Raw genomic sequence first — 22,383 nt, 5'->3', positions numbered from 1 at the left:
CAGCGTGACCGACAGCACCGGGAGCAACCCGGACATCGAGATCTCCCGGCGCAGGCTGCTGGGCACCGTGGGCGCCGCCGGCGCCGCCGGACTCGCCCTCGGCGCCACGGGCGGGGCCCTCGGCCACGCCGTCGTCGCCGACTCCCCGGGCGGTGTCGCCGGCGCGGCCGGGGCGCCCGGCTCCCTGGGCGCCACCGAGGTCGCCTTCCACGGGGACCATCAGGCCGGGATCACCACCCCGCTCCAGGCCAAGGGCCACGTCCTCGCCTTCGACCTGGCACCCGGCGCCGGTCGTACCGAGGCCGCCGCACTGCTGCGTCGCTGGTCGGACACCGCCCGGCGGTTGATGGCGGGCGGGACCGCGCCGACCGCCGACACCGGGATCGCCCTCGACGCGGGGCCGTCGTCCCTCACCGTCACCTTCGGGTTCGGGCACTCCTTCTTCGAGCGCACCGGCCTGACCGCCCGCCGCCCCGCGGCGCTCGATCCGCTGCCGGACTTCTCCTCGGACCGGCTCGACGCCCAGCGCAGCAACGGTGACCTGTGGGTCCAGATCGGGTCGGACGACGGACTCGTCGCGTTCCACGCCCTACGCGCCCTCCAGAAAGACGCCGGAGAAGCGGCGCGCGTGCGTTGGCAGATGAACGGCTTCAACCGGTCCCCGGGCGCCACCGCGAAGCCGATGACGGCGCGGAACCTGATGGGCCAGGTCGACGGCACCGGGAACCCGAAGCCCGCCGAGCCCGACTTCGACAAGCGGATCTTCGTCCCGGGCACCGGACCGGGGCCGGCCGAGCACGCCTGGATGGCCGGGGGCTCCTACGCCGTCGTGCGCCGGATCCGGATGCTGCTCGACGACTGGGAGAAGCAGTCCCAGGCCGATCAGGAGCAGGTCATCGGTCGGACCAAGGCGACCGGGGCACCGCTGACCGGTGGCGGCGAAACCACGGAGATGGCCCTGGACAAGCTCGGTGCCGACGGCAAGCCCGTCATCGCCTCCAACGCCCACGCCCGGATCTCCGCCCCCGAGCAGAACGGCGGCGCCGCCATGCTGCGCCGACCGTTCTCCTTCCACGACGGAATCGCCCCCGACGGCACTCCGGACGCCGGGCTGCTCTTCATCTGCTGGCAGGCCGACCCGCTGCGCGGCTTCGTCCCCGTACAGCGCAAGCTCGACCGGGGGGACGCCCTGTCCGCGTTCATCCGGCACGAGTCCAGCGGGCTGTACGCCGTCCCGCCCGGCCCGCGGGCCGGGGAGTACGTCGGACAGCGGTTGCTCGAAGGGTGAACGGCCCCGCGGAGGCGGCCGCCCCGGCATTAGGCTGACAGCATGTCGGCCACCCGCTTCACCTATCTCGGTCCCGAGGGCACGTTCACCGAAGCCGCCCTCCGTACGCTGCCGGAAGCCGCCACCCGGGAGCTCGTCCCGATGGTGTCGGTCCCCGCGGCCCTCGATGCAGTGCGCAACGGCGAGGCGGCGGCGGCACTGGTGCCGATCGAGAACTCGGTGGAGGGCGGGGTCACCGCCACTCTCGACGAGCTGGCCTCCGGTGAGCCGCTGATGATCTACCGCGAGGTGCTGCTGCCGATCGCGTTCGCGTTGCTCGTGCGGCCCGGAACCAAGCTGTCGGACGTCAAGACCGTGACCGGGCACCCCGTCGCGCAGCCGCAGGTGCGCAACTGGCTGCGGGCGCACCTGCCCGACGCGGTGTGGGAGTCGGCCGCGTCCAACGCCGACGGTGCCCGGCTGGTGCAGGAGGGCCGCTTCGACGCCGCCTTCGCGGGTGAGTTCGCCGCCGTCACGTACGGGCTGGAAGCGCTGGTCACGGAGATCCACGACGCGGAGAACGCCGAGACCCGGTTCGTACTCGTCGGACGTCCGGCCCGACCGGCGGCGCCGACCGGCGCCGACAAGACCTCCGTGGTGCTGTGGCTCGGCGACGACCACCCGGGTGCGCTGCTGGAACTCCTCCAGGAGTTCGCGGTGCGGGGTGTGAACCTGATGCTGATCCAGTCCCGGCCGACCGGCCAGGGAATCGGGAACTACTGCTTCGCCGTCGACGCCGAAGGCCACATCTCCGACCGCCGGGTGAGCGAGGCCCTGATGGGTCTGAAGCGGACCTGCCCCCAGGTCCGCTTCCTCGGCTCCTACCCGCGGGCCGGTGTCGCTCTGAGTGAGGTGCGCGCGGCGCGGCCGGGAACCTCCGACGGTGACTTCACCGAGGCGTCGGACTGGCTGACGCGTTGCCTCGACGGTCGCGCGTAGGGCGTCGTCCACTGTCCACAGAGTTATCCACAGGCCGGGGTGGAGACCTGGGGACAAGTCGACACGGTGACGCGACAAGGTCGACAAATCCCCCGGGGGTCCAGGTTTCGCGCTGGGGAGCGACGGGTGAACGCTGTCACCCGCGCATCGACGATCAACTCTTTGGAGCGAGTCATTCCCACCCGAATGAGTGTGTGAGGGCGGTTTGAACCCTGATCCGCCCCGGCTCGGCGCCGATCCCTATTGATCTAATTCCGTGTCCACAGATGCGGCGCACAGCCTGTGGATAAGACGCTCACGGAGAGAATTCCTGTGGACAAAGAACCCTCTCCGACGCTGCTCAGGGCCCGCCCACCGACCGGCACCCTGCCCCATTTCAGCGAATGGGGCCGGTTTTATCTGCTCCTCGCCGCAGTCCGCTTCCAGTCGCCGGACAAGAGATTTCCATTCGTACCAATTGGGACATAGTGACACGCAGCGTGATATCGGTGTGATCCCAGGAAGGCCGGCCCGGTAGCCTGGAGGGGTGATTGACCTTCGGCTGCTCCGTGATGACCCTGACCGTGTCCGCGCCTCGCAGCGCGCCCGTGGAGAGGACGTCGGCCTTGTCGACGCACTGCTCTCCGCCGACGAGCGCCGCAGGTCCTCCGGCATGCGCTTCGACGAACTGCGCAACGAGCAGAAGTCGCTCGGCAAGCTCATTCCCAAGGCCTCTCCGGAGGAGCGGGCCGAGCTGCTCACCAAGGCCGAACAGCTCAAGCAGGACGTGAAGGCCGCCGAGGCCGAGCAGAACGAGGCCGACGAAGCGGCCAAGCAGCTCCTCCTCCAGCTGGGCAACATCGTCCACAGCGATGTCCCGGTCGGCGGCGAGGAGGACTTCACCGTCCTGGAGACGCACGGCACGATCCGCGACTTCGGCGCCGAGGGCTTCGAGCCCAAGGACCACCTGGAGCTCGGCGAATCGCTCGGCGCCATCGACGTCGAGCGCGGCGCCAAGGTGTCGGGTTCGCGCTTCTACTACCTCACCGGCGTCGGCGCGCTGCTGGAACTCGCCCTGGTCAACGCCGCGATCGCGCAGGCCACCGAGGCCGGCTTCATCCCGATGCTGACGCCGGCGCTGGTCCGCCCGCGCGCCATGGAGGGCACCGGCTTCCTCGGCCAGGCCGCGGAGAACGTGTACCACCTGGAGAAGGACGACTACTACCTGGTCGGCACCTCCGAGGTGCCGCTCGCCGCGTACCACATGGACGAGATCATCGACGCGGACAAGCTGCCGCTGCGGTACGCCGGATTCTCGCCCTGCTTCCGCCGCGAGGCCGGTACGTACGGCAAGGACACCCGGGGCATCTTCCGCGTCCACCAGTTCGACAAGGTCGAGATGTTCTCGTACGTCGCGCCGGAGGAGGCCGAGGCCGAGCACAAGCGGCTCCTCGACTGGGAGAAGCAGTGGCTGACCAGCCTGGAGCTGCCGTTCCAGGTCATCGACGTCGCCACCGGCGACCTGGGCTCGTCCGCCTCCCGCAAGTTCGACTGCGAGGCGTGGATCCCCACCCAGGGCAAGTACCGCGAGCTGACCTCCGCCTCGAACTGTGACGGCTTCCAGGCCCGCCGCCTGTCGATCCGCTACCGCGAGGGCAAGAAGACCGCGCCGCTGTCGACGCTCAACGGCACGCTGTGCGCCGTTCCGCGCACCATCGTGGCGATCCTGGAGAACCACCAGCAGGCCGACGGGACGGTACGGGTGCCTCCGGTGCTCCGTCCCTACCTGGGCGGCCGCGAGTTCCTGGAGCCGATCGCCAAGTGAGCCCGGCCCCGTTCCCGTACAAGCTCGTCGCGACGGATCTCGACGGCACGCTGTTGCGTGACGACGACACCGTCTCGGAGCGCACCCGTGAGGCGCTCGCCGCTGCCACCGCGGCGGGCGCGGCTCACATCATCGTCACCGGCCGGGCCGTGCCCTGGACCCGCCACGTGCTCGACGACCTCGGTTACAAGGGGATCGCCGTGTGCGGGCAGGGCGCGCAGGTCTACGACGCGGGGGCGCACCGGTTGCTGACGTCGGTGACGTTGGACCGGCAGTTGGCCGGCCTGGCGCTGTCGAAGATAGAGGCCGAGGTGGGTCCGCTGGCCCTGGCGGCCAGTCGGGACGGGGTGGACGGCGAAGTGCTGTTCGGTCCCGGGTACCAGGTGCAGGAGGGCCTGCCGGCGCTCTACCTGGAGGACACGGCGGCGGTCTGGACCGCCCCGCTGAACAAGCTCTACATCCAGCACCCGGGGATGAGCGAGGACGAACTCGTCAGGGTGGCCCGGCAGACCGTCGGCAGCCTCGTGGACATCGTGATGGCCGGCCCCGGCATCGTGGAGATCCTGCCGCTCGGGCTGAGCAAGGCGACCGGCCTCTCGCTGGCGGCGCGGCGGCTGGGCGTGAAGGCGGCGGAGACGATCGCCTTCGGTGACATGCCCAACGACATCCCGATGTTCGGATGGTCGGCTCACGGCGTGGCCATGGCCAACGCACATCCGGAGCTCAAGGCCGTGGCCGACGAGGTGACGACCTCCAACCAGGAGGACGGCATCGCGGTGGTCCTGGAACGCCTGCTGGGCGCCGCGTAGCGCACAGGACGTACGAGAGGTCCGGAGCAGCCCGCGCCGCAAGGCGCGCTCGAAGCGGCTGCTCCGGACCTTTTGTTGCTCCCCGCACCACTCACTGTGCCCCGGGGGGAGGGCGCGTACCAGCGATTTTCCCCGCTCCGGGGGTGAGTGCGGCGGCGCCGGGAGACGGGGGAGGGCGACGAAGGCGAGGGGTGTTTCACGTGAAACAGCGGTCATGTTTCACGTGAAACGGGGTGTCGGGTGAGTGGCCAGGCGAGCAGTCCGACGGCGAGCGAGATGGCGTGGCCGAGGTCGGTGAAATTGGCGTCGCTGAGGAGCGGGATGCCGAAGAAGGCGATCGCGCCCGCCAGGTAGAACCATCTCCAGGGGTGGGGCAGCCGGTAGGTCAGCACGCCGACGGAGGCCGCGAGGCCGTAGCTGACGCCGATGTCGACGACGTGGGTCATGCTGTGCGGCGCGCGGTGGTCCTGAATGGCCATCAGGAGGACCTTCTGGCTGATCAGGGTCGCCGTGATGTGGGCGGTCGCGACGATCAGGAGCCAGCGCAGAGTGCCGAGCCAGCGCTCGACGGGGGCGTGGAAGCACTCGAAGAGCAGGGCGTAGAGGGCGAGCGAAGCCGGGTTCTCGATCCAGAACGCGCTGCTGAGCAACGCGCGGATGGGGTGCTGGACCAGTTCGTGGATGTTGCTGCTGTTGCGGTGGAGCAGCACGTGCTCGACCCGGTCCGGGGCGATCACGACGATGACGCTGGTGATGGCGATGATCAGTAGCCAGATGTGCGTCCCGGGCGAGGACCGTATCCAGGACCGCAAGGGTCTGGACGGCTCCGGCCCGGTGTGCTCGATCATGCCCCGATGATCCCGCGCGAAGCTGTGCCCCGCCTGGCCGGTGGGCCGGGCGGGGCACGGGCGAACGGCCTGTGGCGGCGGGCCTACTCCTCGCCGGCCAGGGTGAGGCGGCGCAGCTTCTGGCCCGCGTAGGCGGTGGCTCCGACGGTGACCACGAGGAGCAGGATCACGGCGGTGGGCAGGCCCACGCCGGCGTCCACGTACCCCGGTCCGGCGACCTTCTCGGCCAGGGACAGGGACCACTGCTGGACGCTGAGGGTCTTGGCTCCGGAGACGAGGCTGCCGAAGAGCGATTCCCAGATCAGGGCGTAGACGAGGCCGAAGACGACCGCGTGCCGGCTGACGGTGCCCAACAGCAGGAACAGCGCGCTGTAGGCGATCGAGGCGACGAGGGCGGCGACGGTGTAGGCGACGGCGATCTGCTGGCCGTTGCCGTTGAGGATGAAGCCGGCGATCAGGGTGGGGATCGCGGAGAAGGCCATCGTGACGGCGATCGCGACGATCAGCTTGGTCAGGATGATCGTGGGCCGCTTCACCGGCTTGGAGAGCAGGTAGACGATCGAGCCGTCGTCGATCTCGGGGCCGATGGCTCCGGTGCCGGCGATGACGCCGATCAGCGGGACCATCGTCGCCAGGGCGAAGCCGCCGAGCAGGTCGGCGGCGACCTTGTCGTCCACCCCGGTGAAGGCGCGGACGGCGATGGAGATGACGATCAGCAGGGCGGGCAGCGCGAAGAGGATCAGCGCGCGGCGGCGGCCGAGCAGGGCCCGGTAGGTGAGCCGGGCGACGGTGGGGTTGTACATGCCAGCTCCTTCAGGCCGTGACGAGGTAGGAGAAGACCGACTCGAGGGACTCGTCTGAGGGCGAGACCGTGAGCAGCCGGATGCCGTGCGCCCGGGCGACCTGTGGAAGCAGCTCGGTGAAGCGCCCGAAGTCGACGGCCTGGATGCGCAGGGCGCCCTCCTTGAGGTCGACCTCGATGCCTGCCGTGGACGGGTCGGCGATCAGGGCCGCGGCGAGGGCCCGGTCGTCGGAGGAGCGGACCAGGTAGCGGTGCGGGCGGTCCGTCATCAGTCGGCGGATCCGACGGAAGTCGCCGGATGCGGCGTGCCGGCCGGCGACGACCACCTCGATGTGCGAGGCGAGCTGCTCGACCTCCTCCAGGATGTGGGAGGAGAACAGGACGGTGCGGCCTTCGTCGCCCATCCGTCGCAGCAGGTCCATGAGCTGCATGCGCTGACGCGGGTCCATGCCGTTGAACGGCTCGTCGAGGAGCAGCACGGACGGGTCGTGGACGAGCGCCGAAGCCATCTTCACGCGCTGGCGCATGCCCTTGGAGTACGTGGAGATCTTGCGGTCCTGTGCGTACTCCATCTCGACGGTGGCGAGCGCGCGCCGGGCGGCCTCGTCGTCGAGGCCGTGCAGTTCGGCGTTGGCCACCACGAACTCGCGGCCGGTGAGGAAGTCGTACATGGCTTCGCGCTCGGGCACGACGCCGATCTGCTTGTAGACCTGCTCGTTGCGCCAGATCGTCGCTCCGTCGAGGGTGACGGTGCCGGTGGAGGGCGCGAGGAAGCCGCCCATCATGTTGATCAGGGTGGACTTGCCGGCGCCGTTGGGGCCCAGCAGGCCGGTCACACCGGGGCCGATGCGCATGGTGACGTCGTTGACGGCGACGACGTTGCCGAACCAGCGGGAGGTGTGGTCGATGTCGATGACGGTCACAGCCCGGCCTTCCGGTAGCGGGCCATCAGGGCGGCGTAGGAGCCGGCGATGAGGCCGAGGACGACGAGCAGGTAGACGACGCCGACGGCCGCCGAGGGGCCCTCACCGCCGGGGAAGGCGGAGGTGGCGCCGAGGAACGCGGTCTGCACGCCGTCGATCAGGGTGATCGGGGAGAACAGGCCCATCCACTCGATGGCGCCGGTGTTCCCGGTCGAGTAGGCAACGGCCTGGATGGTGGAGACGGCGCCGTAGGGGATGAGCAGCAGTCCGATCACGGCGGCGACGCCGAACCCGCGGCGCGGGGTGAGGGCGGCCATGACGAGGCCGAGGCCCGCGAAGAGCAGCGACAGCAGCAGTACCGACACCAGTGCCTGCCCGAATCCCTTGGTCTGGTCACCGAAGTCGAACTTCGCCAGCAGCGAGCCGATCCACATGATCAGCAGCGGGGTGGCGGTGAGGATGAAGAGGGCCGAGGCCATGGCCGCGTACTTGGCCAGTACGTAGTCGACGCGCTCGATGGGCCGCGAGAAGTAGAGCGGCACGGTCTTGAAGCGCAGGTCCCGGGAGACCGACTGGGGTGCCTGCGAGGCCAGGTAGAGGCCGATGATCACCTGGGTGGTCAGGGCGTACGTCGTGTACTTGATCGGCAGGTCGGTGGAGCCGGGGACGGCGATGGCCACCGCGACGATGATCAGCGCGGGTACGCACATCACCGCGAAGAGGATCATCGGCAGCACCTTGGACTTGGCGGAACGCCCGAGGCCGTACGCGCCCCGCAGGGACTGCGAGAAGAGCGACGTGCGGGCGTAGGCGCGGCCGAGGCGGGGGCCGTCGTAGGACCGGTAGCCGATGTTGTGGATCTGGGTCGAGGTGTCAGGCGCCATCGGAACCGGCTCCCTTCTGCTGGACGTTCTGGGCGGGGTGCTGGACGGGGCTCGCGGCCTGCGGCTGAGCGGCCGACCGGATCGACTGCTGGGCCTGCTGGGCTTGCTGGGCTTGCTGGGCTTGCTGGGCCTGCTGAGCCTGCTGGTCGCTGTCGCGGAAGACCTCCGCGATGTGGTGGCGGCGCTGCTCCATGCGGACCAGCCCGATGCCGAGGTCGGCGACGGTGTCGCGGACGGTGTCGTACGTCTCCTCGCCCGTGGCCTCCACCAGCAGGATGTGGCCGGCGCCGGGCAGTCCCTGCTCCTCACCGGCGTGCAGGGTGATGCCCGCAGCCACGAGGGCCTTGCGCAGGGCGGCGGTGCCGTCCGGGTGCGTGTCGGAGTCGGTCACCTCGACCGCGAGGGTCGTGGTGGTCTGCGTGAAGTCGCTGGTGGAGCTGGAGCGCAGCAGCTTGCCGCCGTCGACGACCACGACGTGGTCACAGGTCCGCTCCAGCTCTCCGAGCAGGTGGGAGGTGACCAGCACCGAGATGCCGAAGTCGGTGTGGATGCGTCGGATCAGCCCGAGCATCTCGTCCCGACCGACCGGGTCGAGGCCGTTGGTCGGCTCGTCCAGGAGCACCAGTTGGGGGTCGTGGACGAGCGCCTGCGCCAGCTTGACGCGCTGCTTCATGCCGGTGGAGTAGCCGCCGATGGGGCGGTAGCGCTCCTCGTACAGCCCGACGTGGCGCAGGGTGTCGGCCGTCCGCTCGCGCGCGGCGGTCGGCGGGAGCCCGGACATGCGGGCCATGTGCACGACGAACTCGGTGGCCGAGACGTCGGGTGGCAGGCAGTCGTGTTCGGGCATGTAGCCGACGCGTTCACGGATGGCGCTGCCATGCGTGGCGACGTCGAGTCCGAGTACGGCGGCACGGCCCTCGGTGGCGGGGGACAGTCCGAGCAGGATCTTGATCAGCGTGGACTTGCCGGCTCCGTTGGCGCCCACGAGCCCGGTCACGCCGGGTCCGATGTCCAGGGAGAGCCGGTCGAGGGCGGTCACTCGGGGGTACCGCTTGCTCAGGCTTTCGGTCGCGATGACAGTCACGGCTTCGACGTTAGTGCCGATGTCCGCGCGGATCGTCAGACCTGGAGCGGGAACCCGTATCCGCCTTGAGGACTACGCGGAACCACGAACCCTGACCCCAGGCTGACGCGAACCGGACAAGTTTGTCCACAGGTCCGTGCACGACCCTTGACGTGACCTCCGGTCATTGTCACATTCATCAGTGTCAAGTTACGGGCGCGTACGGCTATGAGGACGGACGGCTGCTATGGCTGGGGACACGAAGCAACGCACCGCGCGGCCCGCCGGGCGGCTCTCCGCCGAGCTCCGCGGCTTCCAGGAGGTGCAGCGCCTCGCCTACGAGTGCGCGGAAGCCGTCGCGGCCCAGTTGCGGCCGGGGGTGACCGAGCGCGAGGCGGCGCGGATGCAGCGCGACTGGCTGCGCGAACGCGGCGTACGGGACTGGTTCCACCTGCCGTTCGCCTGGTTCGGCGACCGCACCGCCTTCGCCGGCTTCCGGGTCCCCCTCCAGTTCTTCCCGACGAACCGGAAGTTGGAGCCGGGCATGCCGTTCATCCTCGACATGGCGCCGGTCCTGCGGGGCTACCCGGCCGATGTCGGCTACTCCGGGAGCCTCGGCCTCAACCCGGTGCAGGACCGGCTGATGGCCGATCTGCGCCCGCACCGCGACCTGATCCTGGAGCAGGTGCGCGAGCGCCGCCCGCTGCGCGAGATCTACGAGAACGTCGAACGGCTGATGACGCGCCAGGGGTACGCCAACCGACATCGGGCCTACCCGTTCGGGGTGATCGCGCACAAGATCGACCGGGTCAAGGAGCGGCGCTGGTCCCCGACCGCGTTCGGATTCGGCACACAATCCCTGAAGGGACTGGCCTCCGACGCCCTGCGCGGGCACCGGGACGGCTGGTCCCCGCTGTGGAGCCCCTACCGGTTCTCCGACCACGCGCCGCAGCCCGGCCTCTGGGCGGTGGAACCGCACCTGGGCTTCCGGGGCACCGGCGCGAAGTTCGAGGAGATCCTGGTGGTCACCGACTCCCGGGACCCCGAGGAGAGCGCGTACTGGCTCGACGACGACCTGCCGCACGTGCGGCGCTGGGCTGAGGAGAAGGCGGGATGAGCGGGATGAGCGGTACGAGCGGCGCGGCATGGGCGGGCGCGCGGGAACGCCGGATCAGCACGGGCGGCATCGAGCTGTGCGTCGTCGAGCTCGGTGACGCGGACCGGCCGACGGTGGTCCTCGTGCACGGCTACCCGGACAGCAAGGAGGTCTGGTCGGAGGTCGCCGAACGCCTCGCGACCCGCTTCCACGTGGTGCTGTACGACGTACGCGGCCACGGGCGGTCCACGGCGCCGGTCCCGCTCCGCGGCGGCTTCACCCTGGAGAAACTGACCGATGACTTCCTGGCCGTGGCGGACGCGGTCAGCCCCGACCGGCCGGTGCACCTGGTCGGCCACGACTGGGGCTCCGTCCAGGGCTGGGAGTTCGCCACGGTCGCCCGTACCGAGGGCAGGATCGCCTCCTTCACCTCCATGTCCGGGCCCTCGCTCGACCACTTCGGGCACTGGATCAAGAAGCGGGCGGCGCGGCCCACCCCGCGTCGGGCCGGCCAACTGCTGCACCAGGGCGCGAAGTCCTGGTACGTCTACCTGCTGCACACGCCCGTCCTGCCGGAGCTCCTCTGGCGCGGGCCGCTCGGCAAGCAATGGCCGAAGCTCCTCCAGCGCGCGGAGAACATCCCCACCGGCACCTACCCGACGGACTCGCTGCCCTCCGACGCCGCGCACGGTGCCTGGCTGTACCGCGACAACGTCCGTGGCCGCATGCGCCGGCCCCGGACCGACGCCTACGCGCACGTACCGGTGCAGCTGATCACGCCGACCAAGGACGACTTCCTCTCCGAGCGGCTCTACGACGACCTGGAGCTGTGGGTCCCGGACCTGGTGCGGCGCACCCTGCCCGCGAAGCACTGGATTCCGCGTACCCGGCCCGACCAGGTCGCGGCGTGGATCTCGGAGTTCGTGACCAGCCGGGAGGAGCCCGCGACGCGGGCGCCGGAGCAGAAGGCTCCGGGCCGCTACGCGGACCGGTTCGGCGGACAGCTCGTCCTCGTCACCGGCGCGGCCAGCGGCATCGGACGGGCCACGGCCTTCGCGTTCGCCGAGGCCGGCGCCCGGGTGGTGGCCGTGGACCGGGACGGCGAGGGTGCGGCGCGCACCGCCGAGATGGCCCGGCTCGTCGGCGCCCCCGAGGCCTGGGGCGAATGCGTCGACGTGAGCGACGAGCAGGCGATGGAAAAGCTCGCCGCGAAGGTCGCCGCCGAGTACGGAATCGTGGACGTCCTGGTCAACAACGCGGGGATCGGGCTGTCCGGCCCCTTCCTGGAGACCACGGCGGAGGACTGGAAGAAGGTCCTCGACGTCAACCTGTGGGGTGTCATCCACGGCTGCCGGATCTTCGGGAAGCAGATGGCCGAGCGCGGCCAGGGCGGGCACATCGTCAACACCGCCTCCGCCGCCGCCTACCTGCCCTCCCGCACCCTGCCCGCGTACAGCACCTCCAAGGCGGCGGTCCTGATGCTCAGCGAGTGCCTGCGCGCCGAGCTCGCCTCGCAGTCGATCGGGGTCTCCGCGATCTGCCCGGGCATCGTCAACACCAACATCGCCGCCACCTCGCGGTTCGCCGGGGTGGACACGGCCGAGGAGAAGCGCCGCCAGGAAAGCTCCTCGCGGATGTACGGGCTGCGCAACTTCCCGCCGGAGAAGGTCGCCGACGCGATCGTGCTGGCCGTGGTGAGGAACCAGGCGGTCGTACCCGTGACGCCCGAATCCAAGGCCGCCCTGTGGATGTCCCGCTTCGCGCCGCGCACGCTGCGGCGCATCGCGAGGCTGGAACCCCGGCTGTGAACCGGGCCGGTGGAGCCGACGCCGGCGGTGCGGGCGGGAGCGACGGGGCGGGCGCGCGGCCCCGTCGTTCGCCGCGCGCCCGCGCCCACGGGGTCGACCGGGGGGCGCCGCCGAGCCGGAGACAGCTCGGCACGGCCATATGCCGCTCCTTCCGACGGTCGTACCATCCCTCGCAGGAGGGCTCGCTGCGCACGGCGGTCGAGTACCTGGCGGCGCCTCCTGCCGCCCGGACCGCGGCGGGCGCGGTCGGCCGAGCCGTCATGTCGTAGGGAGCCGGGATTGTCCGATCAGGCGGTGGCCGAGTACCGGATCGAGGATCTGGCCCACCACAGCGGTGCGACGGTGCGCACCATCCGGGCGTACCAGGACCGCGGTCTGCTCCCGAAACCGGAGCGCCGCGGCCGGTCCAACGTGTACCGGGACACGCATCTGGCGCGGCTGCGCCAGATCGCGGACCTGCTGGACCGCGGCTACACGCTGGCCTCCATCAAGGAGCTGCTGGAGGCCTGGGACGCGGGGCGCGGTCTGGGCGGCGTACTGGGCCTGGTCGCCGAGGTGCACGGGCCGTGGACCGACGAGGAGGCGGCCCGGATCAGCCGGGCCGACCTGGACGAACGGTTCGGCGGCCGGCCCGACGAGGACGCGGTGGACGAGGCCTGCGAGCTGGGCGTTCTGGAGCGGATGCCGGGGCGCCCGGACGAGTTCCTGGTGCCCTCGCCGCAGGAGTTGGCGGTGGCCGCCGAGCTGTACGCGGCCGGGGTGCCGCTGGTGGCGATCACCGGGCACCTGCGCGAACTGCGCGGGCAGGTCGAGCACATCGCCTCGCGCTTCCTGGACTTCACCACCGAGCACGTCTTCGCCCGCTACCTCGGGGAGGTGCCGCCGACGGACGCCGACGCGGCCGAGGCGGCGGCGATGGTGCGCAGGCTTCGGCCGCTGGCCCAGCAGACGGTGGACGCCGAACTCGCGCGGGCGATGCGGACGTTCGCCACCCGGCACCTCCAGCGGCACCTGGGCGCGACCGGCACCGCGCAGCCGTCGGGACCGACCCCGGTCGCCCTGCCGGCGGACACCGTACGGGCGGTGCAGGAACTGGTGGGCGCCGATCACGTGGCGGAGTTCGTCCGGGCGGCGACGGAACGGGAGCTCCAGGCCCGGACGATGAACGATCTGGCCCGCCGGGGCGGCCGATAATGCTCGATCAGTAGTCCACAGGGCGAATGGCGCAACTGGCCCCCATAACCACCCAAAGGGCTGTGGACAAGTCCGCTTTTCCTGTGGGCAATGTGGAAGCCCCCTCAGACGACGGCCTCGTACGCGGGTCCGGTGCGCGGTATATCGGCCACCGGCCCCTCCGCGTCGGCCGGCGCACCCTGAGCGTCTCCCCCCGCGGTGTCCGACGCGCCCGGAGCGTCGTGCGACCCGCCGCCCTGACCGTCGTCCCGCACGCCTCCCCGCACGCTCACCCGCGCGATCTCCGGCGCGGCCGTGCGGCCCTCCCGCCCGTAGAGCAGGGTGGCGAGGCCGAGGCCGAGGGCGCCGCCGAGCAACTGGGCGGCGACGAAGCCGGGCAGCGACTGCGGGGCGATGCCGGTGAAGGAGTCGCTGAAGGCCCGCCCGACGGTGCCCGCCGGGTTGGCGAAGGAGCCCGAGGAGGTGAACCAGATCGCGGCCGCGATGTACGCGGCGACCGCCGCCGGGATCAACTTCGCGCGGCCGATCCGGCCCAACCCCTGGATGACCAGGACCAGCCCGGCGGTGGCGACGACCTCGCCGACCAGGAGGTGACCGCCGTCGCGCACCTGGGTGGCGAGGGTTCCCGGGGTCCGCCCGAACATCGCCTCGGCGAGTACGGCGCCACCGATCGCCCCCGCGATCTGGGCGGCGGTGTAGGCCAGGGCCTCCTTGCCGCCGAGCCCGTCCCGGCCGGAGCGGCGCGCCCACCAGGTGGTGAGGGTGACGACGGGGTTGAGGTGGGCTCCGGACAGCGGCCCGAAGAGGGTGATGATCAACCCGAGGCCGATGGCCGAGACGAGCGAGTTGGCGACGAGGGCGACACCGGTGTCGCGGCTGAGCGCGTCAGCCTGGATCCCGGAGCCGATCACCACCACGAGCAGCGCCGCGGTGCCGACGAGTTCGGCTGTCGTGCGCCGCAGCAGCGAAGCCTGGTGTGTCATCTTTTCTCCCTCTGGGCAGCAGTCCAGCGGAAAATGTATTCCGTATCTTGGAAGAGCGATAGAGGTGGTCCACCGGTCGGCGCCGGCGAAAAATCCCTGCCGGAGCCCCGCCCGACCCGGCACGCTGGGGACATGGATGAAAGACGCACCGTGAAGGTGTCCAAATACGTCTCGAAACACCTGCGACACCAGCCGGAACGGATCGGACTGGTGCTCGACTCCCAGGGCTGGGTCGAGATCGACGACCTGCTCGCCGCCGCCGCGGACCACGGTTTCCCCGTCAGCCGGGCGGAGCTCGACCACGCGGTCGCCTCCAACGACAAGCAGCGCTTCGCCGTCGACGGCAGCCGCATCCGGGCCAGCCAGGGCCACACCGTCGCCGTCGACCTGGATCTCCCGGAGGCCGAACCCCCGGCGTACCTGTACCACGGCACCGTGGCAGCCGCCCTGGACTCGATCCGCGCCGAGGGTCTGCGTCCCATGGCCCGCCACCACGTGCACCTGTCGCCCGACCGGGAGACGGCGACCCGGGTGGGCGCGCGCAGGGGGCGGCCCGTGGTCCTGGCCGTGGACGCGGGGGCCATGCGCGCCGCCGGTCATGTGTTCCGGATCAGCGCCAACGGCGTGTGGCTGGCCGACGCGGTACCGCCGCGGTTCCTCCGGTTCTCGTAGGAACCGCGCCACCACAATTCACAGGGGAATTGTCGGATCATCCCCCTACTCTGTTCCTCACTCCGGGATCCGTGAGGGGGGGTACCTCGCGATCGCCGACCATCCCATGCGAGCCAGCGAGGTGACGCCTCATGACGTCCACACCCCCGCCCCCGTCCTCCCCTCCGTCCCCGTCCGCCGTGGACGACGCCGCCGTCAACAGCTTCCAGGTCGACCTGCGCGGCCTGGTCGACCTGCTGTCGCACCACCTCTACTCCAGCCCGCGCGTCTACGTCCGCGAGCTGCTGCAGAACGCCGTCGACGCGGTCACCGCCCGCCAGGCCCTCGAACCCGGCACGCGGGTCCACATCCGGCTGTCGGCCACCGCCGGTCGGGTCACCATCGAGGACTCCGGCATCGGCCTGACCGCCGCGGAGGCCCACTCCCTCCTCGCCACCATCGGCCGCAGCTCCAAGCGCGGCGGCGAGCACGGCCTGGAAACCACCCGCCAGGAGTTCCTCGGCCAGTTCGGCATCGGACTGCTCGCCTGCTTCGTCGTCGCCCGCCGGATCCGGGTCGTCACCCGGTCCGCCCGCGACCCCGAGGCGGCGCCCGTCGAATGGTTGGCCACGGACGACGGCTCCTACACCGTCCGTGAACTCCCCCACGACGCCCGCCCGGAGCCCGGCACCACCGTTCACCTGGAGGGCCGCCCCGGCTCCGAGGAGTGGACCGGAGCCGCCACGGTCGAACGACTCGCCCGTGACTACGGCTCCCTGCTCCCGTACGACATCACCTTCGACGACGGCGAGGGCGGAGGTGCCCGACCGGTCACCGACCGGCCCGCCGTGTGGGACCGCCCCTTCCCCACCCCCGCCGCCCGCCGCGTGGCGCTCGCCGGCGACTGCGCGCGGCTCTTCGGCTTCACCCCGCTCGACACCATCGACCTCGACCTGCCGGTGGCCGGAGTGCGCGGAGTCGCGTACGTCCTGCCCGAACCGACCAGCCCCGCCCACCGGGCCGGACACCGCGTCCACCTCAAGGGCATGCTGCTCACCGACCAGGCCTCCAACCTGCTGCCCGACTGGGCGTTCTTCGTCCGCGTCGTCCTGGACACGGACACGCTGCGGCCCACGGCCTCCCGCGAGAACCTGTACGACGACGAGACGCTGGCCGCCGTACGCGAAGCACTCGGGAACCGTGTCCGGGCCTGGCTGGCCGAGCTCGCGGCGAGCGAACCGGAGCGACTGGCCGCATTCCTGAGCGTCCACCACCTCGGGGTGAAGTCCCTGGCCCGCCACGACGCCGAGCTGCTCGGGCTGATGCTGCCCTGGCTGCCGTTCGAGACCAGCGACGGCTCGATGAGCCTGGAGGAGTTCGCGGCGGCCCACAGCGACATCCACTTCACGCCCACCGTCGAGGAGTTCCGCCAGATCGCCCCGATCGCCGCGGCCCACGGCCTGGGCGTCATCAACGCCGGCTACACCTACGACGCGGACCTGCTGGCGCTGCTCCCCTCCGTACGGCCCGACCTCAAGGTCACCGAACTCGACGCCGGCGCCGTCACCGAGCGCCTCGACCCGGTCCCCTCCGATGTCGAACTGGCCCTCGCCGGCTTCCTGTCCACCGCCCGCACCCGCCTGGAACCCCAGTCCTGCGACGTGGTGCTGCGCGCGTTCCAGCCCGTCTCCGTCCCCGCCCTCTACCTCGACGACCGGCAGGCCCGCCAGGAACGCGACCGCACGGCCGCGCTCGACAACGCGGACAGCCTGTGGAGCGGCATCCTCGGCTCGCTGCGCGGCTCCGGCCCGCGCGCCCGCCTGGTCCTCAACCACAACAACCCGCTGATCCGGCGCATCGCGGGACTGCCCGACGCGACCCTGACCGGCACCGCCGTCGAATCGCTCTACGGGCAGGCGCTGCTGATGTCCCAGCGGCCCCTGCGACCGGCCGACTCCACCCTGCTCAACCGGGCCTTCCTCGGGCTCCTGGAATGGGCGACCCACTCCATCGAGAACCCGAAGGACACCCGGTGAGCAACATGACGGTCGAAGAGATCCGACAGGCCCTGTACGAGAACCACCGCCTGCCGCAGGGCGCCGCGCGCAACGCGCAGGCCGAGGCCCTGACCGCCGCCGCCGAGGCGGCCGGCGACTCCGACGTGTTCCGCCAGGCCTTGGTCACCCAGATCGACGCCTACGAGTACAGCTCCGAGCGCAGCCGCATGGTGGTCCCCTTCGCCCGCCTCCTCCAGGAGTACGACCGCGACCCCGGAGCCTTCGACGCGAGCGACGCCCACGCCCTCTTCTGGCGGTTCAAGTGGGTGTCGGGCCAGATCATCAGCACGCCCGACGTCCCCATCACGGCCATCACCGGCTACCTCGAGGACATGGAGAAGCGCTACCGGATCGCCGGGTACGGCGAGCGCGCCGTACGGCAGTCCGAGTACTTCCTCGCGGACGCCATCGGCGACGACGAACGCGCCGAACGGGCCATGGCCCGGTGGCGGGCGGCCGACCGCGACGCGATGAGCGACTGCCACGCCTGCGAGACGAACTCCCAAGGCTCCTATTGGGCCGGCAAGGGCGAGGACGCCAAGGCGATCGAGGTCTGGGAGCCCGTCCTGGACGGCGGGCAGACCTGCATGGAGGAGCCGCACCGGGTCCTCGCCCGGTCGCTGCGGCCGCTGCTGCGCCTGGGCCGCGCCGACGACGCCCGCGCCCACCACCTGCGCGGGTACCGCATGGCACGCGGCAAGGAGGGCCTGCTGCGGGCGATCGGGCAGCACATCGAGTTCTGCGCCCTCACCGGCAACGAGGCGCGCGGCGTGGAGATCCTCGCCGAACACGGCGCCCACCTGCGCCCCCTCGCGGACGTCCAGACGCAGATGGACCTCTACGGCGGGGTCCTCGTCCTGCTGCGGCGGCTGTCCGAACTCGGCCACGGCGCCGACCCGACGGTGCCCTTCGGCGGCGCCGCCCGCACCGTCGACGAACTGCACGCCATCCTGCGCGCCGAGGCCCTGCACATCGCCGAACGCTTCGACGTCCGCAACGGCACCACCCGTGTCTCGGAGCGCTTCCTGACCCGGATCGCGCAGACGCCGCTGGTCGACGTACTGCCGCTCGGGGTGCGCAGCGCCGCGCTGCCGCAGCCGGCGGCTTCCGCGTCGGCCCCCCGGCCCACGCCCGCGACGGCCGGCGCGGACGCCGCCGAGGACTTCGGCGCGCTCGTGGAACGGGCCCGGGACGCACGGGAACTGGGGCACCCGGGCTCCGACGCGCTGTGGGCCGCGGTGTCCGTACGGGTCTCCGGGCTCCCCGCGTCACAGGTGGAGCCTCTGATGGCCGCCGACCTGGCCGACCACCGGGCCCTGGTCGCGGCGCGGGCCGGCTCCGAGGACGCGGGCCGGCTCCTGGCCTCGGTCCGGGACGCCTACCGGGAACTGGGGCAGGCCGCGCGCGCGGCCCTCGCGGAGCTGCGGATGGCGAGCGTCGCCGCGCAGGCCGGCGCGGAACCGGGGGAGGTACGGGCCCTGCTGGCCATGGCCGCCCGGTCCGCCACGGCCCTGGACCCGGCCGAGCCGCGGCGGACCCGCCGGATCGCCCTCGCGGAACTCGCCGCGATCCGCCTGGAGCCGTACCTGCGGTCCGTCGAGGCGGCGCGGGAACACACCGCCGACGATCACGGGCACGGGCACGGGCACGATCACGACCCCGGCACGGCGGTGCTCGCGTCGGCGCTGGCCGACTTCGTCGCGACGTACGGGGCGTACGGGGCGTACGGGACGACCGACGACTCCGGGACGGGTCTGTCGGACGTGACCTCGGAAGCCGAGGAACTGCTGGGCCGGGTGACGCTCTCCCAGGGCGACACCGAGCGAGCCCTGGACCTGCTGGCCGCCTCCGCCGCCCGGTCCGTCGCGGCGGCCCGGCCGTGGCTGGCGGTGGACCCCCTCGTCCTGCGGGCGGGGGTGCTGAGGTCGCTGGACCGATCCGAGGAGGCGGAGGAGGCGGCGCGGGAGGCGCTGGCGCACTCCTCCGAGGTGACCGACTCCCAGGAGCAGGGTGTCGTACGGCTCACGCTGGCGGACATCCTGCTGCGCCGGCCCGACGGGGCCGCGGAGGCGGCCGAGCACTCCCTGACGGCGGCGCACTGGTTCGACCAGGCCGGCCTGAGCGCCGACGGTGGGGCGCAGGCCCGACTGCTGCTGGCCCGCGCCTACGCGCAGGACGGCCGCAACGCCGACGCGGCGGAGGTACTCCAGTCGACGCTGCCCGACCTGCTGGAACACGGCGAGGGCCAGGCGGTGGCGGCCCGGGAGTTCCTGGGCGACCTGCTGCGGGAACTGCGCGAGACGCGCCCCGCGGCGGAGCAGTACCTGCTGGCGGCCGAGCTGGTCAAGGAATGGGAGGACCCGCGGCCTCAGGCGCAGTTCGCGCAGTCGGCCGCCGACTGCCTCTCCGACGCCGGACTGGTGGAGGAGGCCGTCGCCGCGTACCGACGGTCCCTGGAACTGCACCGGCAGGCGGGCGGAGCAGTGATCCCCGAGGTCCGGATCCTGCGTTCGCTGGCCTGGCTGGGCCTGCGCGAACGGGTCGACGAGACGACGGTCGCGGCGGCCCGGCTCCTGATGGACGAGGCGGCCGGGGTGCTGGAGGAGGCGCTGACCACCGATCCGCAGGCCCCCGAGCCGCGCTCCGAACTGGCGCAGACCTGGCACCAGATCGCGCAGGTCCTGGATCGGCAGGTCAGTGCGCAGGAGCGGGAGCAGGACGAGGAGGACGGGACCGGGGAAGGCGCGGGGGAGGCGGCCACCGAGGCCCCCGACAGGTTGAGCGCGGACCGGATCGAGGAGCTGCGACGGGAGGAGATCGTCCTGTGGGAGCGGGCGGCCGCCCTCTACGCCGAGCTCGGCAACGACTACCTGCCGGGCCGCTTCCAGTGCCTGAACAACGCCGCCTGGACCGAGCAGGAACTGGGACGTCCGGAAGCGGGCGCCGCGCGGATCTCAACGCTGGTCGAGGAGATCAAGGCGCTGCCCGCGGAGGTCGTCCCGGAGTGGCTGCTGCCGCAGGCGGAACGAACCCTGGCGAACCTGTTGCCTGACCCTGCCGACGCCTGACCACGCCTGCCGATGCCTGATGACGCGTGCCGACGCGTGACGGCGCCTGACCACGCCTGCCGATGCCGGATGACGTCTGCCGACGCCTGACGCGCACCGGCCCCGGTCCGGACCGCTTCGTGCGGTACCCGGGCCGGGGCCGGGGCCGGTGCGGTTGCGTGGCCGCGCGCCGCCGGTGTCAGGCGTCCAGCTGCGCGAGCGCCTCGGTGGCGATCTTCTCGAAGACGGCCTCGTCCGCGGCGAAGTCGGAGTCGGGGATCGGCGCGTGGATGACGAGTTCGGTGAACCCGAGCTCACGGTGGCGGCCGGCGAAGTCGACGAACGCGTCCACGGATTCCAGCATCGAGCTGCGTTCCGGGGTGAAGCCGGTGAGCAGCACCTTCTCGATGGTCTCGGACTCCCGCCCGATCTCCACCAGGGCCTTCTCCAGCTTGCCCACCTGAGCGCGCAGCGCCTCCAGCGACTGCTCGGGCGTTCCCTCGAAGACCTTCGGGTCACCGGCCGTCACCCAGGCCTGGCCCAGGCTCGCGGCGAGCTTCACCCCACGCGGACCGGTCGCCGCGACGGCGAACGGAAGCCGGGGGCGCTGGACGCATCCGGGAATGTTGCGGGCCTCCTCGGCGGAGTAGAAGGTGCCGTGGTGGGTGACCGCGCCCTCGGTCAGCAGGCGGTCCAGCAGCGGTACGAACTCGGCGAAGCGGTCGGCCCGCTCGCGCGGGGACCACTGCTCCTGGCCCAGAGCGACCGCGTCGAAGCCGTTGCCGCCGGCCCCGATGCCCAGGGTGACGCGCCCACCGGAAATGTCGTCCAGCGTCATGAGGTCCTTGGCGAGGGTCACCGGGTGCCGGAAGTTCGGCGAGGTGACCAGCGTGCCCAGGCGGATCGACTCGGTGGCGGCCGCCGCGGCGGTCAGGGTGGGAACCGCACCGAACCACGGGCCGTCGCGGAAGGTCCGCCAGCTCAGGTGGTCATAGGTGTAGGCGGTGTGGAACCCGAGCCGCTCGGCCCGCTGCCACTGGTCTCGGCCTCCTTCGTGCCAGCCGCGGACCGGGAGGATCACAGTGCTCAGACGCAGACTCATGCGTTCGAGCCTACGGCGACGCATGCACCAAACGCACATCACGCACCATCCGCCCCACCGCGAACCCGCACGGGCACCGCGTTTCACGTGAAACAACGACGGAGGGCAGTCGGTTTCACGTGAAACATCTCCAGCCGAACGTGGTCGAACGGTAGGGACCCATGGGCGAAGATGGGTCCGTGACCTCGGCTCCCCAGCGCCCGGACGGGCCAACCCCAGCGACCCGGCTCATCGCCACCGACCTCGACGGCACCTTGCTGCGCGACGACAAATCCGTCTCGCCCCGCACGATCGCCGCCCTCGCCGCCGCCGAGGAAGCCGGGATCGAGGTCTTCTTCGTCACGGGCCGCCCGGCTCGCTGGATGGGCGTGGTCAGTGACCACGTGCACGGCCACGGCCTGGCGATCTGCGCGAACGGCGCCGCCGTCGTCGATCTCCGCTCCGGAGGAGAGTTCGTACAGGTCCGGGCGCTGCCCCGGGCCACCGCGCTGACGGTGGTGAACACCCTGCGGGCCGCCGCGCCCGGTACGTCCTTCGCCGTCGAGCTGACCACCGGCATCAACTACGAGCCGACGTACCCGCCGTTCTTCCAGGACCCGGGCGCCGCCGTGGCCACCGCCGAGAAGCTACTGAGCGAAGAGCTCGAAGGCAGCGCGGCGCCGGTGCTGAAGGTCCTCGCGCACCACCCCGAGCTGGGCCCGGACGAGTTCCTGGCCCTGGCCCGCTCGGTGGCCGGCGGGTACGCCTCGATCACCCGCTCCAGCCCGACCTCCCTGCTGGAGGTCAGCGGGATCGGCATCTCCAAGGCCAGCACCTTGGCGCTGTGCTGCGCCGAGCGCGGCATCTCTCCCGCCGAGGTGGTCGCCTTCGGCGACATGCCGAACGACGTGGAGATGCTCCGCTGGGCGGGCACCTCGTACGCGATGGGCAACGCCCACCCGGACGTGATCGCCGCCGCGTCGGGCCGGACGGTCGCCAACAACGAGGACGGGGTCGCCGTGGTCATCGAGCGGATCCTCGCCGAGCGCACGACGCACCAACGCTAG

Annotated in this window: 18 protein-coding genes; 11 read left to right on the top strand and 7 right to left on the bottom strand. The window is 71.5% G+C overall.

What is annotated here, in order from left to right; genetic code table 11:
• Positions 1-4 precede the first annotated feature (4 nt).
• From efeB to ACFY0I_RS07490, 4 genes are all read left to right on the top strand, one after another.
• Positions 5-1,288: an iron uptake transporter deferrochelatase/peroxidase subunit gene (gene efeB, locus ACFY0I_RS07505; protein ID WP_388891481.1), complete on the top strand. Its 1,284-nt coding sequence runs from the start codon at positions 5-7 to the stop codon at positions 1,286-1,288.
• 42 nt (positions 1,289-1,330) lie between these two features.
• Positions 1,331-2,266: a prephenate dehydratase gene (pheA, locus tag ACFY0I_RS07500; protein ID WP_388891478.1), complete on the top strand. Its 936-nt coding sequence runs from the start codon at positions 1,331-1,333 to the stop codon at positions 2,264-2,266.
• A 526-nt stretch (positions 2,267-2,792) separates the two neighbouring features.
• A complete protein-coding gene (serS, locus tag ACFY0I_RS07495) occupies positions 2,793-4,070 on the top strand; it encodes a serine--tRNA ligase (RefSeq protein ID WP_388891475.1) in 1,278 nt (425 codons plus the stop codon).
• Positions 4,067-4,879 carry an HAD family hydrolase gene (locus ACFY0I_RS07490; protein ID WP_388891472.1) on the top strand — a complete coding sequence of 271 codons (813 nt, stop codon included), beginning with the start codon at positions 4,067-4,069 and terminating at the stop codon, positions 4,877-4,879. Before serS ends, ACFY0I_RS07490 begins: the two co-directional genes overlap by 4 nt.
• 212 nt (positions 4,880-5,091) lie before the next feature.
• Here ACFY0I_RS07490 and ACFY0I_RS07485 read toward each other — a convergent pair whose 3' ends face one another.
• The 5 genes from ACFY0I_RS07485 to ACFY0I_RS07465 all read right to left on the bottom strand — a co-directional run bounded on the left by ACFY0I_RS07485 (position 5,092) and on the right by ACFY0I_RS07465 (position 9,420).
• Positions 5,092-5,727: a rhomboid-like protein gene (locus tag ACFY0I_RS07485; protein WP_388891469.1), complete on the bottom strand. Its 636-nt coding sequence runs from the start codon at positions 5,725-5,727 to the stop codon at positions 5,092-5,094.
• 83 nt (positions 5,728-5,810) lie between these two features.
• The gene (locus ACFY0I_RS07480) at positions 5,811-6,530 is read right to left on the bottom strand and encodes an ABC transporter permease (RefSeq protein WP_388891466.1); all 720 of its coding nucleotides are present in this window, start codon (positions 6,528-6,530) and stop codon (positions 5,811-5,813) included.
• Positions 6,531-6,540: 10 nt separating this feature from the next.
• Complete coding sequence (locus tag ACFY0I_RS07475; protein ID WP_388891463.1) at positions 6,541-7,452, bottom strand: ABC transporter ATP-binding protein; 912 nt, start codon at positions 7,450-7,452, stop codon at positions 6,541-6,543.
• Positions 7,449-8,336, bottom strand: coding sequence for an ABC transporter permease subunit (locus ACFY0I_RS07470; protein WP_388891460.1), 888 nt, complete (start codon positions 8,334-8,336; stop codon positions 7,449-7,451). The genes ACFY0I_RS07475 and ACFY0I_RS07470 overlap by 4 nt, the downstream gene beginning before the upstream one ends.
• Complete coding sequence (locus tag ACFY0I_RS07465; protein WP_388891457.1) at positions 8,326-9,420, bottom strand: ABC transporter ATP-binding protein; 1,095 nt, start codon at positions 9,418-9,420, stop codon at positions 8,326-8,328. Before ACFY0I_RS07465 ends, ACFY0I_RS07470 begins: the two co-directional genes overlap by 11 nt.
• A gap of 226 nt (positions 9,421-9,646) precedes the next feature.
• On the opposite strand from ACFY0I_RS07465, the gene ACFY0I_RS07460 reads away from it, so the two are divergent.
• The 3 genes from ACFY0I_RS07460 (at position 9,647) to ACFY0I_RS07450 (ending at position 13,497) form a co-directional block, all read left to right on the top strand.
• A complete protein-coding gene (locus ACFY0I_RS07460) occupies positions 9,647-10,516 on the top strand; it encodes a M24 family metallopeptidase (protein ID WP_388891454.1) in 870 nt (289 codons plus the stop codon).
• 5 nt (positions 10,517-10,521) lie between these two features.
• Positions 10,522-12,303 carry an SDR family oxidoreductase gene (locus ACFY0I_RS07455; RefSeq protein WP_388891827.1) on the top strand — a complete coding sequence of 594 codons (1,782 nt, stop codon included), beginning with the start codon at positions 10,522-10,524 and terminating at the stop codon, positions 12,301-12,303.
• Positions 12,304-12,582: 279 nt separating this feature from the next.
• Entirely contained in the window at positions 12,583-13,497 is a 915-nt protein-coding gene (locus ACFY0I_RS07450) for a MerR family transcriptional regulator (RefSeq protein WP_388891451.1), read from the top strand.
• Between the two features lie 104 nt (positions 13,498-13,601).
• On the opposite strand, the gene ACFY0I_RS07445 is transcribed toward ACFY0I_RS07450, so the two are convergent.
• Complete coding sequence (locus ACFY0I_RS07445; RefSeq protein WP_388891448.1) at positions 13,602-14,480, bottom strand: aquaporin; 879 nt, start codon at positions 14,478-14,480, stop codon at positions 13,602-13,604.
• A 132-nt stretch (positions 14,481-14,612) separates the two neighbouring features.
• Here ACFY0I_RS07445 and ACFY0I_RS07440 point away from each other — a divergent pair, with 132 nt between their 5' ends.
• The 3 genes from ACFY0I_RS07440 (at position 14,613) to ACFY0I_RS07430 (ending at position 20,256) form a co-directional block, all read left to right on the top strand.
• Positions 14,613-15,152 (top strand): RNA 2'-phosphotransferase, encoded by a 540-nt coding sequence (locus ACFY0I_RS07440; RefSeq protein ID WP_388891445.1) that lies wholly within the window; start codon positions 14,613-14,615, stop codon positions 15,150-15,152.
• A 131-nt stretch (positions 15,153-15,283) separates the two neighbouring features.
• A complete protein-coding gene (locus ACFY0I_RS07435; RefSeq protein WP_388891443.1) occupies positions 15,284-17,167 on the top strand; it encodes an HSP90 family protein in 1,884 nt (627 codons plus the stop codon).
• Entirely contained in the window at positions 17,164-20,256 is a 3,093-nt protein-coding gene (locus tag ACFY0I_RS07430) for a hypothetical protein (protein ID WP_388891440.1), read from the top strand. Before ACFY0I_RS07435 ends, ACFY0I_RS07430 begins: the two co-directional genes overlap by 4 nt.
• Before the next feature lie 178 nt (positions 20,257-20,434).
• Here the strand turns inward: ACFY0I_RS07430 and ACFY0I_RS07425 are convergent, their stop codons facing one another.
• Entirely contained in the window at positions 20,435-21,337 is a 903-nt protein-coding gene (locus tag ACFY0I_RS07425) for an LLM class flavin-dependent oxidoreductase (protein ID WP_388891437.1), read from the bottom strand.
• A gap of 161 nt (positions 21,338-21,498) precedes the next feature.
• Between ACFY0I_RS07425 and ACFY0I_RS07420 the strand changes: the two genes are divergently transcribed.
• Positions 21,499-22,383 (top strand): Cof-type HAD-IIB family hydrolase, encoded by an 885-nt coding sequence (locus tag ACFY0I_RS07420; RefSeq protein WP_388891434.1) that lies wholly within the window; start codon positions 21,499-21,501, stop codon positions 22,381-22,383.

The organism is Streptomyces sp. NPDC001568, from assembly GCF_042893755.1.
GTDB lineage: Bacteria > Actinomycetota > Actinomycetes > Streptomycetales > Streptomycetaceae > Streptomyces.
This window is presented reverse-complemented; position numbering and strand designations above follow the sequence as displayed.